This is a genomic window from Hyunsoonleella jejuensis (assembly GCF_900111025.1).
GTDB lineage: Bacteria > Bacteroidota > Bacteroidia > Flavobacteriales > Flavobacteriaceae > Jejuia > Jejuia jejuensis.
Genome location: NZ_FOFN01000004.1, coordinates 92,590 through 104,811, shown reverse-complemented (window position 1 = coordinate 104,811; position 12,222 = coordinate 92,590). Strand labels below are relative to the sequence as shown.

8 protein-coding genes and 1 tRNA gene are annotated in these 12,222 nt (G+C 32.9%); 4 read left to right on the top strand and 5 right to left on the bottom strand.

Annotation, left to right across the window (positions count from 1 at the left end):
• Positions 1–37: 37 nt before the first annotated feature.
• The 3 genes from BMY39_RS13260 to BMY39_RS13250 form a co-directional block, all read right to left on the bottom strand.
• The gene (locus tag BMY39_RS13260; protein ID WP_245738289.1) at positions 38–1,294 is read right to left on the bottom strand and encodes an McrC family protein; all 1,257 of its coding nucleotides are present in this window, start codon (positions 1,292–1,294) and stop codon (positions 38–40) included.
• Positions 1,295–1,299: 5 nt separating this feature from the next.
• The gene (locus BMY39_RS13255) at positions 1,300–4,266 is read right to left on the bottom strand and encodes an AAA family ATPase (protein WP_092580495.1); all 2,967 of its coding nucleotides are present in this window, start codon (positions 4,264–4,266) and stop codon (positions 1,300–1,302) included.
• 258 nt (positions 4,267–4,524) lie between these two features.
• A tRNA-Ser gene (locus tag BMY39_RS13250) sits at positions 4,525–4,609 on the bottom strand.
• 184 nt (positions 4,610–4,793) lie between these two features.
• Between BMY39_RS13250 and BMY39_RS13245 the strand changes: the two genes are divergently transcribed.
• From BMY39_RS13245 to BMY39_RS13230, 4 genes are all read left to right on the top strand, one after another.
• On the top strand, positions 4,794–5,426 hold the full coding sequence (locus tag BMY39_RS13245) for an NAD(P)H-dependent oxidoreductase (RefSeq protein WP_092580493.1): 633 nt from the start codon (positions 4,794–4,796) through the stop codon (positions 5,424–5,426).
• Between the two features lie 146 nt (positions 5,427–5,572).
• A complete protein-coding gene (locus BMY39_RS13240) occupies positions 5,573–6,769 on the top strand; it encodes a DegT/DnrJ/EryC1/StrS family aminotransferase (RefSeq protein ID WP_092580491.1) in 1,197 nt (398 codons plus the stop codon).
• 144 nt (positions 6,770–6,913) lie between these two features.
• Positions 6,914–7,072, top strand: a complete 159-nt coding sequence (locus BMY39_RS15380) for a T9SS type A sorting domain-containing protein (protein ID WP_092580489.1) — start codon at positions 6,914–6,916, stop codon at positions 7,070–7,072.
• Positions 7,073–7,355: 283 nt separating this feature from the next.
• Entirely contained in the window at positions 7,356–8,501 is a 1,146-nt protein-coding gene (locus BMY39_RS13230; RefSeq protein ID WP_092580487.1) for a T9SS type A sorting domain-containing protein, read from the top strand.
• Positions 8,502–8,558: 57 nt separating this feature from the next.
• Here the strand turns inward: BMY39_RS13230 and ribB are convergent, their stop codons facing one another.
• Both ribB and BMY39_RS13220 read right to left on the bottom strand, forming a co-directional pair.
• Positions 8,559–9,722, bottom strand: a complete 1,164-nt coding sequence (gene ribB / locus BMY39_RS13225) for a 3,4-dihydroxy-2-butanone-4-phosphate synthase (protein WP_394333966.1) — start codon at positions 9,720–9,722, stop codon at positions 8,559–8,561.
• Positions 9,723–9,762: 40 nt separating this feature from the next.
• A complete protein-coding gene (locus BMY39_RS13220) occupies positions 9,763–12,219 on the bottom strand; it encodes an LptF/LptG family permease (RefSeq protein WP_092580485.1) in 2,457 nt (818 codons plus the stop codon).
• Between the last annotated feature and the right edge of the window lie 3 nt (positions 12,220–12,222).

The window sequence follows — 12,222 nt, the reverse complement described above, 5'->3', positions numbered from 1 at the left end:
TGATTTAGAAAGCATGTATTTTTTCATCCGAACATAATCAATTTAACTTACTCAAAATCTCGGCACCAATATCTAAATTCAGATAATTGCTCTCGTCCAAAACATCTATAAAGCCTACTTTACATTGGTTAAGCTTAGGTTCTACTCTTCCTTTCCAAAAGGAACCAAACTTTTCATTAGTTTGAGATGAATTAGGATAAAGTAGCATACTGCGTTTAGCATCCCAATATAAGTTATAAGCATACATCTGCTTTAAATCATTATCACTTGGTTTTGGATTAGTTACATCTAAAATTTTCCATTTTGTATCAATAATAAAGGTTTCTTCATTTTCCTCATCCTTATTTCGAGTCAAAACTAAATCAGGTCTAATCGTTCTTCCTTCCCAGAATACTTGTTTGTTTTGAAAACTGACGTTAAGATTATCTTCTTTAGCCCTCAATAACATTCTGTACACATACTCTTCCCATAACTTATTCATGTCAAACAATAGGGTTAACATGTTTTCTTGACCAGACCTAATATCTGGTGAATAGTTTAGAATTATCATTTTTGCGATTTGCAATGCTCTGGTATATCCAACAGTCTTTCTATTCTCATTAACTTTATCGAAATGATACTTCTGAATTGGAATTTCTTTTATTTCTGGAAAGTTTACTCTCAACCTTGATATTCTATCTTTTAGTTGAGAGTTATAAGTTAATGTACTTAAAATGGTTAATCCCTTTAATAGAATTTGATTCACCAAGTTCTCAAAGTCATAGACTTGGTGTTCTGTATAGAACCGTTCTTGATGGATAAGATTTTGCTGTATATTTTTATTGAAATCTAATCGCCCTTTTAAAGCTAGTACATTTGAAGCGTCTCTTCTGTATTGCTTAACTAATCCTGCTCTAAGTAAACTTTGAACTTCATCTAAATACATTTCAAAATAAAGGTCCAGTAGTGAATTATGCTTTCTTTTCAGATTCGCTTCTGAAACTGAATTAACATTTATGTGGTTACAAATTTTGAGCATATTAAGTAAAGCACCATGCCATGCACTAAACTCTGAATCCTCCGCAATATTCTTATCTGTTTTTGGAAGAATTTCAATAGTTAACCCACCAATCTGAATAACCCCGACATAGTTTTTAACCTTAATCCCATCCCTGATGCCTGTAAAATATACATTGTTGTTTTTGTCATTAAACTCATAAAGTTTGTCAAGTTCTCGTTCTTCTAAATAGCGTCCTCTCCAATCCTTGTGAAGGGTTAGCTTTTCGAACTCAAAGACTTGAATGACTCTAGACATATTAATTATTCGTAAATAGCTTTAAAATTCCAATCGTCTTTACTGGTCACTTCATAAACAGAACGCTCCAGTAAATCATTAGCAATTGAAGGGTCATACTCATTTGATTTAGCAAAAGTCACCCCAGCTTTAGTTCCTTTTGTTATGAAGCTACTTCCTAGTACTAAACTTATCTTCCCGAAATCACCGAAGAAATATTCCTCTAAAAGCGGAATCACTTTGTCATTAAAGGTGTCTTTTAACTCATCTTCGGTTTCGATATTTAAGAAATATGAATGACCAATTTTGTGGTCCTTATCTATTAGTTTTTCTATTCTATCATTTATAGTATCTAGAATTTTAACAACATTGATATCACCAATCATTCCTTCTGTATTTTTTAATTTTCCTTCTGTTAAAATTAATTTAGGACTTGGGGGCATTTCTCTGAAAGAAAATCGTCTTCTTAAGGCTGTGTCTAACGCTTCAATGCTCCTGTCAGCTGTATTCATGGTTCCAATGATATAAACGTTGTGAGGTACCTTAAACTCCTTTTTTGAGTACGGAAGCGTAACACTTAACTCTTCATCTTTATTTGCACGCTTATCTTTTTCAATAAGCGTAATTAATTCTCCAAAAATAGATGAGACGTTTCCTCTATTTATTTCATCAATAATTATTACAAAATTCTTTGGGTTTTTGGGGAGATTAAGTGGGTTAGCTTTTTTTTCTTTTACAAAAAATTCTGGCTTTATTTCCTTTTTTTCAAGTTTATAAATTGTCTGCTGTTGTAAATTTTTATTGTAAATCTCCTTAACCCCAATCTTTTTATTTTCAAATATCCACTCAACTTTTCTAAAATGTTTCCAGTCTGAATTATTTGGGAATGGGGACTCCTCTTTGTACTCATACTCACCCGTAACTTTAGCTATTGCCCGAACATAAAGATTTCCATAAGATATAACTACATAGTCATCTACCTTTAAATAATTAGAAAACAAATTCATAGCAGTAACAGGATAAGAGTCTAGGTCATTTTCTTCACCAAAAGCTCTTAATTCTTTTTCATTTTTACCCGTAAAATCCAGTCCATTTCCATAACCAATTGTTATCACATTATTTTCAATACAATAGTCATAAACTTCGTTATCGGCTTCATCTTGTGTGTTGCCTAGAGACATTTTATAGAAATGAGCTTTATCATACTCCTCTTGAGATAAAGAAATTAAAGATTCTGAATGAATTGAAACTCCTTCTAAACTATCACTGGCAAGTCTACAAACCCTTTTAAATATGCCTTCTTGAATATCATATTTTAGGTGTGTATCATCTTCTTTAGGTTCGATGGGTTTAATCCCTTCAATAAAATCTTCATAACTGAAGGATTGGTGAAATGTGGTAAAGCCAATTTGCCCTAAATCCTCATTATCGTTATTTAATAATAATAGCTTAAAACGTTCTTTTAAGTTATCCCTGTTGTCATGATTGAGCTTATAGAATTCTGGGTCTACAATTTTAATGGCTTCATTTATGGTGTGATATGTTTTCCCTGTGCCTGGTGGTCCAAAAAATATTTGATTTAAATCTATTTCTTTATCCATATCTAATGTTGTTATTATATCACTTTCTTTAGTTGTATTACCTTTTAAAAAATCCATATATGCTCTTATAGCAGCTGAATAAAAGCGTCCCTCTCCATAAGATTTGGCTTTGGCAAAATAATATTTACCATTTTTTTCTGTTTGATGTAGTTTTAAATCTATGTAAAGGTCTTCTAGGGCTTTTAAATCATTCTCGGTGTAAATATTAATATTAAAATTATTAATTAAGATGTCAATAGCTCTTATATAAGCAGATGCTTTTCCACTTTCAACACCATTTTCTATTAACCATTTATGGAATTTGTCTTTCATAGAATCATATTCCATAATCCATTTTCTAATATTATTTAAGGCATCACTCGATTCTGGGTTTAACTCAATGGCTTCATCCAGAATACTAATCGCAGTTTCAGGTTTTTTGAGATAGCTAAACCCTATTTGACCTACACGACTCAAGCCTTCTAAATAGCCTTTGTCTTTTATGTTGTCTATTTTGTTTGGAAGTACGACACTTAAATTTTTATCTGCAATGAGGTTATAAGATTCTCTTTCATTTATGTTTACCCAATCTTTCAGAACCTCTGTTTTGCCATAAAAGCCAACTATTTTACCTTGAGAATAAAATATGATGAGGTTGTTGTTTCCAGTAACTTTTGGTGCATTAGTAAACTTTACAAAGCCGTATAAATTATCCCCTTCATTTCTGGGGTTATCATAATCAAAATTCCAACTTTCGTGAGGTATGTTATCACCACCAACCCATGCATGACCACTCATGTCTTCACTTACCTCTTTCCAATCTTTGCTATTCCACGTTATATTCGCAAGGATGATACTAAGCTTGTCAGTGGCCATTAACTCTGCTTGTATTTTTAATGTCTTCTTAAGTGTTCTTTCGAACTTCTTCTCTGGGATTTCTAAAATTGATTGAAGATTCATTTCTACTATCAAATTGTCCATTATAGGTTTATCCCTTGTTAGGAATTCATCTAAACATTGAAATAAATCATTGGATGAGTACTGTTTCTCGTAATGAATGTCGCTCTTCTGTTCAAAACCTGATAAGGTTTCAACTAACTTTCGGTAAAAAGATATTAATCTCTCATTCTCCTCTTGTTTAAAAATGACTTCTATTTTTGAATTAGGAAGTCCATTTTCATCAAAGGTTACTACAAATGAAACAGACCTAGTTGACTGATTTCCAGCATTAGCATTCACGAAACCGACAGCTATATAATCATCTGTACCTTGAAACCAATAACCCTCTCCAAATCGATTATTGGTATCTCTTTGCCTGAGCCAGAACTTAAGATTAGGTTTGTCCAACCGTTTATGGACTAAATAATCTAATATTTCATTACTCCATTCAAGACTATTTTTTAATTCACTCATTTAGTGTTTACATTTTATACCTACTTTGGTCTTCAGGACACTTTTTACAAAATTTTACATTTTCTGATTCAAACTTTATCCATTTAAGATGTGTCTTACAAGAATTCTGCTTGTTTCTGAGTCTGCAACACTTTTACATTTCACATTTTTGTATTAATCCCCAATATTTAACATAGCATCATTCTTTTCTTTAGAAGGGGGGTATTACGGAAAACTGATTTAAAAAAAAGAAGCCTCACATAAAATGCAAGGCTTTTGCGGAGAAAGAGGGATTCGAACCCCCGGAGGTGTGACCCTCAACAGTTTTCAAGACTGCCGCATTCGACCACTCTGCCATTTCTCCTAGAGTGCCTTATCAAGCTATTTGCTTGAATGCGCGTGCAAATATAGAACCCTTTTTTAATTCTTTCAAATAAATGGCCAACTTTTTAAAATAAATTTATGCCATTTCTGCATAGCTTTATTTTATATCGCATTTCAATAAAAAGACAATTTCAAACCGTATTTTTGTTCAAAAATAAGCTATAATGTCTAATACAATAAAACAATTACAATGGCGCTATGCCACTAAGAAGTTTGATAACTCTAAAATACTATCGCTAGAAAAGCTAAACATTTTAAAACAGGCATTTAACCTTACTGCAACATCCTATGGTTTACAAACTATAAAAATGCTCGTTGTTAAAGATAAATCGATTAGAGCCAAACTGGTGGCACATAGCTATAATCAAAAACAAGTGGCAGAAGCTTCACATTTATTAGTAATTTGCATTCAAGAAAACATAGTTGATAACGACATAAATACATATTACGACAATATAAAAAACATTAGGGATACCCCTGAAACCATTTTAAAACCCTATCGGGAAGGCTTAATGGCTATGGTGTCAAAAATGTCTAAAGAAGAACGTCAACAATGGTCCACGAAACAAGCCTACATTGCCTTGGGCAACCTCATGACGGTTTGTGCATTGGAGAAAATAGACGCTTGCCCCATGGAAGGTTTTGTACCTTCAAAATACGATGAGATTTTAGAATTGGAAGCTAAAGGTTTAAAATCGGTACTATTACTCCCAGTAGGCTATAGAGCGGAAGACGATATGTTTTCAGAATTTAAAAAAGTAAGAAAACCAATAAACGAAGCAGTAATAGAATTATAAATTATTTGTGCGTTACCCACAACACTTCGACAAGCTCAGTGCAGTTGGGTCGGGCTTTACACTAATAGTTTTGGTTTCCCGCCCTGGCGGGACCAAAAGCTGCCGTTACAATCCCTAACGCGGGTTAGGATAAAAACATTAAATAAATGCCAGGATTTGAATTATTTGGAGATTTAGAAAGAAAAGAAGTAAACGACGTGTTAGACAATGGGGTTATTATGCGCTACGGATTTGATGGTATGCGCAAAGGCCATTGGAAAGCAAAAGAACTAGAAAAAGAACTGCAAAACACCTTTCAAACAAAACACGTACAATTAGTGTCTAGCGGTACCGCCGCAGTATCGGTAGCATTGGCTTCAGCTGGCGTTGGTGCAGGAGATGAAGTAATTATGCCTACATTCACATTCGTAGCAAGTTTTGAGGCTATTATGATGCTTGGGGCAATTCCTGTGTTAGCAGATATAGATGATACATTGGGGTTAAATGCAAAAGCCATAGAAAACGCCATTACGCCAAAAACTAAAGCTATCATGGTAGTGCAAATGTGCGGTAGTATGGCAAATATGGACGCTATTCAGCAGGTTGCGAATAAACATAATTTAATAGTTTTAGAGGATGCATGTCAAGCCATTGGAGGTACTTACAAAGGAAAGCCCCTTGGAAGTATTGCAGATTTGGGCTGTTTTTCATTCGATTTTGTAAAAACCATAACCTGTGGCGAAGGAGGAGCAGTAATAACCAATAATGAACAATACTATATAAATGCAGACCATTATAGTGATCATGGTCACGATCATGTAGGTAACGATAGGGGAGCAGAAACGCATCCATTTTTGGGCTATAATTTTAGAATTTCAGAATTACATGCGGCTGTAGGTTTAGCACAAGCTAAGCGCTTACCCCAGTTTTTAAGCATTCAAAAACGTAATTTTAAAATATTAAGAGATGCACTGTCCGAAATCCCAGAAGTTACGTTTAGAACTGTACCTGAGGGTGGTGAAGAAAGTTGCTCTTTTTTAAATTTCTTTTTACCAGATTTAGAAACAGCAACAAAAGTATCTCAAGGTTTTAAGGATAATGGAGTTGACGCTTGTTGGAATTACTACAATAACAACTGGCATTACATTAGAAGATGGGATCATTTAAAAGATTTAAAATCACTGTATCCAATTTCTGAAGATGTAAAAACAGGCTTATCCAAATTAAAATACCAAGATTTCTCAAAGTCTGATTTTTTTATTGGAAGAAATATATCGTGCCTGATAAAATTATCTTGGACGGAAGATGAAGCACAAGCAAGGGCCAACACAATGTGTAAGGTCATTAAGAAGGTTGTATCTTAATTTCTTTATCCTATTAAGTTTGTATGGTTTTTGTAGTGGTGTAATATTCTAGTTTTTAAAGTGTAAATGATAGCTTTAAAATATAGATGAAAGCTATGCGTTACAACTACACAAAATTAATCTAAGTATAAAAACAAAAAAAAGATTGATAAAATTGAAGTCTACTCAATTTTAGGTGCTATGATATTTCGTAAATCTTCTCCGAATAAACAATTAGACATAACGAATTTAAACTCAGGTTTATATTTTCTACATGTCTACTCAAATCAAAAAATTGAGATTAAAAAATTTATAAAAAATTGAGTATTAGTATGTTTATTGTGACCACGTTGACTTTTTATTTTTTTTAAAATTTACAGAATTGTTTTTAAAACTTCTTATAAAATATTAACTTAGTGAGTCTGAAGTCTTTTAAAAAAGAAGTTTTATGATTTATTGAGCTTCGCAACCTGTTTGTTTTAATTAATAGCACCCCCATAATAATTTCTTGATAGTATTCGCAGGAAATTTTTAATTGAACTTTAAATGATGATAATTTAGGTTCATTACGATGTATTAATATTAATCCATTATAAAGCTATTAATTATGAAACAATTTTTACACTACTCAATTTTTTTACTTTTCATTTTAAACTCATTTTTTACTTTTTCACAAACGTATAAAACCGATACAAAAAGTATTTTTACTTGGGATACTGCGGCAAACGATTGGGAATTAGAACTATTGGAAGAATTCGAATTTGCCAATAACGGTAATAAGGAAACTAAAATAACGGGTTATAGCATGCCAGGTATGGAACTGGCTTACCAAAACATAAAAGTGTATGACGCAAATAATAATATTATATCTGACGAACTGCAATTTTGGAATAGCGTTTCCAACGAATGGGTGGAGAATAGCTTAGACGAATACACTTATGACGCTTCGGGCAATTTGATAGATGAAGTTTATAAAATATACAACTTTATTTCAATGTCCTATATAAATAGTTTTAGAAATCTATATGAAGATTATTCGGGTTCTGATGTTGGAAAACAAACCAATCAACAATGGAATACCAGTACAAACCAATGGGATAATGTAGAACAAGCAGTTTATACGTATATGGCACCAGGAAAGCCCATGAGCGTTTTATTTTACGACTGGGTTGCCAATGCTTGGAGTCAATCTGAAAGAATTACTGCAACATATGACGTTGGAAATAATAGAATTATTGAGACACTATCCGAAGAATATAATGGTAGTATATGGGAAAATTCAGACATAACATTTTTTACTTATGATTCCAATGGACTAGAAACTCAATTGCTTACACAGGTATGGAATGGTTCTTCATGGGTTAATGAAGATAGAGATTCTAGTACTTATGATAGTAATGGCAATAAAACAGTATATACTTTCGAATCCTGGAATTCGCCGAATCCAGGATGGAATTTCTACTATAAGGAAGAGAAAACATTTTCTGTTGCTGCACCTTTTAGTTTAAGTACAGATTATTTCAATAAAACAAACTTTAAAGTTTACCCAAACCCTGCAAAAGATGTAATAAATATCTCATCAAAATTTTCAATTGAAAACATACAATTATTCAATGTTTTGGGGCATAAAGTTTTAGAAGTCTCAAAAACGCATCAATTGAATATTGAAAACCTAAAATCAGGAGTGTATTTACTGAAGGTATTTAATGATAATAACACGGCAACTAGAAGAATAGTCATTCAGAAATCATAAAGAAACATCAATTGTAACAAAAGGGGAGTTGTTAATTAGCAAAGCACTCCTCTTTTTTTAATAATTCACATACTCTACAATCTCTAACCCATAACCAATCATGCCAACACGTTTTGTTTTTTCACTGTTAGAAATCAGTCTTAACTTATGAATGTTTAAGTCATGTAGAATTTGGGCGCCAATACCAAAATCTCTGGTATCCATATTAATTCTTGGTGCTTTTAGCACTTTGTTTGGCTCTTGATGTTCTTTTAAAAATGATAACCTATTTAAAATATTCGTAGCCTGTATTTCCTGATTAATAAAAATGATGGCGCCTTTACCAAAATCATTCACTGTTTTAAACATTGCATTAAGCTGTTCATCACTATTGTTGGTCAGCGTACCAAGTACATCATTATTAATTAAAGTAGAGTTAATGCGTGTTAAAACAGATTCATCATTTTTCCATTGCCCTTTAGTTAAGGCTATATGTATTTGATTATTGGTGGTTTGTTTGTAGGCGCGTAATCTAAAATCACCAAAACGTGTATGTATTTCGAAGTCTTCCTTTTTTTCAATTAAAGAATCGTGTTGCATTCTGTAGGCCACTAGGTCTTCAATAGAAACTATTTTAAGATCGAATTTTTTTGCAACTTTAATAAGTTGCGGTAAGCGCGCCATGGTGCCATCTTCGTTCATTATCTCAACAATAACGCCAGCAGGTTCTAAACCGGCTAATCTAGCAAAATCTATAGCAGCTTCGGTGTGCCCTGTTCTTCTAAGTACACCACCTTCTTTGGCTACTAATGGAAAAATATGCCCTGGTCTGGCCAGCTCAAACGGTTTTGTGGTATCATCAATTAGCGCTTTAACTGTTTTCGCTCTGTCTACTGCAGAAATTCCTGTAGTAACACCATTTCCACGCAAGTCTACCGACACTGTGAAAGCCGTTTCCATAGGATCGGTATTGTTGTGTACCATCATATGTAACTCCAAATCCTTACAGCGGTTTTCGGTTAGTGGCGCACAAATAAGACCACGACCATGAGTAGCCATAAAGTTTATCATTTGTGGTGTAACTTTTTCTGCTGCAGCTACAAAATCACCTTCATTTTCACGGTTTTGGTCATCTACAACAATAATAACCTTGCCGTTTCTTATATCTTCTATAGCATCATGAATAGAATTTAATTGAAATTGTGTGGTGTTTTCTGTAGTCATGGAATCTTCAAATATCATTTTGCAAAGATATTGCTTATTTTAAACTCTATAAAATGAATTATTCTATATCGTTTTTAATTTTTTGCTGTAGTATAAAGTGGGTTATCACATAAAACGGAAGCCCAAACATTAAAAGAAAAACCTTTGGTTTTTCGTTTGATAAGGCATCAGTTTTGTAAATCTTGTACAGGTTTAAGATAGATTTAACATAATATATGATAAATAACGCCAAAGCGATTAGACTTAATTCGATAGAAGCTGATTGTAAAGACGGTAGTTTGTTGTTTTTAAATACAAAGAATAGGACTAACAAAACTACCCCCAAACTATAAAGTATAATGCTAAACAATGAATGCGCTTTATAATCCTTCAATGTTGAAGATATTTCGGCTATGTTGATATGCTTTGGTTCTGGAACATCAATTTCAGACGTTTTTCTAAATGTCTTTTTAGGATTCAAGTACAGTGCTTCACGCGTTGCTCTCTTTTGATAGAGGTAAAATATAAAATATAGGGGTAAGCCAAATAATAAAAAAAGTATGGCATTAGTCCCCGATTCCTTACCCAAATGCTTATTGAGGTTAGAACTGCTTATAAATGATTTAATAAGCGCAAATAAATATACGATGCCAATTATAACTCCGATTATAAACAAGGATAGTCCTAAGACAGAAAATTTATTGTTTTCTAAAATTTTTCCAACAAGCATAAGCGGAATGGCAATTACATAAAGTATAAATGCTAGTTTAGAGTCTTCGTCAAACTTATACTTTAGCCTGATGCCTTCTACAAATTTCTGATTATCGAAATTTCCACTAAACTTTAGTTGTTGATTGGTAATGCCTCTAGAATTTAAAATAGCAACTGCAGTATTTCTGTGGGTTCTAGAGTAATTATATTGTCGGTAATTTTTAATAACCTTTATAAGTTCGTTATCATCATACGAGCTTAAAGTAGCGTATTCATCTGTGTCATCTTCAAAAACCGAGGTGTCTATCTCAATGTCTTTTTTCTTAATTCCTAAGAGCTTTTTAAGTGGTTCTAAAACGCCTTCTGTTTCAAACAGTCCTCTATCAGCAGTAGCTTTTTTAGTTAAAAATATACCCAAAGGCAGCATAATTAAAGTAGAAAACCAGCTTGCTAAAATTGGATTAAAGCTACCATTTTTTGCACTGTTCATGGCAAAAATCCCAATAAAATGATAGGTTAAAAAAAGTAAAATGGCTATAACCATTGGTAGGCCAATACCTCCTTTTCTTATTAAAGCTCCTAAAGGTGCTCCAACAAAAAATAATATGATACAGGCAAAGGGTAAGGCTAACTTTTCATGAAAAGAAATAATGTGCCTGCTGTACCATTTCTTCTTAGGATCTAAGGATGTTTTTTTATTTTTTATAAGTTGATCAATACTATTTACGGCACTAATGGCATTATTTACAAATTGAGAATTCTTTTGAGTTTTGAATAAATCTTGTAGTTCGCCAGCATATACAGAGTCTAATGGAATTGGGCGCTGTTTTACGCTTATAGCTTTTTCAACTTCTGCTTCATCTTCATCTATGTCAACATCTTTTTTTACATCAATATTTTCTATTGGAGTAATAACCTTGCCAAAACTTGAGCGTTGAAACATCACTTTACCAAACTCTTCAATATTTTTATCGTGTTGAATAGTAAGTGAGTCTATGGTATAGTCGAGTTCTGAAACATTCAACATGTTGTACTTATTGGAATAGGATTTGTCATCTATATCAACGGTGTTGAGGTTAGACAAATCTATATTCATGGTGTATGTTTCAAAACTACTTTTAGCAAAAGGATATTTTTTGCGATCCTTTATTTTTTTAGGGTATACATCTTCGTAAAAATTACCATCATAGAGCACTAATTTTAAAACATCAGATTTTTCGCTACTAACGAGTTCTCCAGTTTTAGCGGTTATCGTTGTAGCATTTCTTCTGTTATCTGCAGATTTCTTGTGGATAACGACTCCTTCTAAATACTGACCTTTATCACCGGTTTTTTTAGCAACTTTTATATTGTAGGGTGTAGATTCAATCTCATTAAATTGCCCTTCGGCAATCGCCATAGAGGGCTTCACTTTGGCTAAATTTTTTCTTAGGTTAAAGAAGTTATATTCGCCCCAAGGGATAACATTATTAGAAAACCAGAAGGTTACAAATCCTAAAGCTACGATGAAAACACTTAAACTTGCCATAGCACGTTGTAATGAGATGCCCGTAGATTTCATGGCGGCAAACTCATAGTTTTCGGCAAAATTACCAAATACCATAATCGAGGTTAACAAAATGGTAAGCGGCAATACTAGCGGAATAAGCTTTGGAAGTCCGTAAATAATAAATTTCATTATGGTATTTAAATCCAAGTCTTTTCCTGCTAACTCTTTAATGTACAGCCATATCATTTGCAGTACAAAAATGAGTAGTAAAATAGTAAAAACACTTAAAAAGGTTCTCAGGTAGGTGGTAAGTATGTAACGGTCTAGTATTTTCACAAG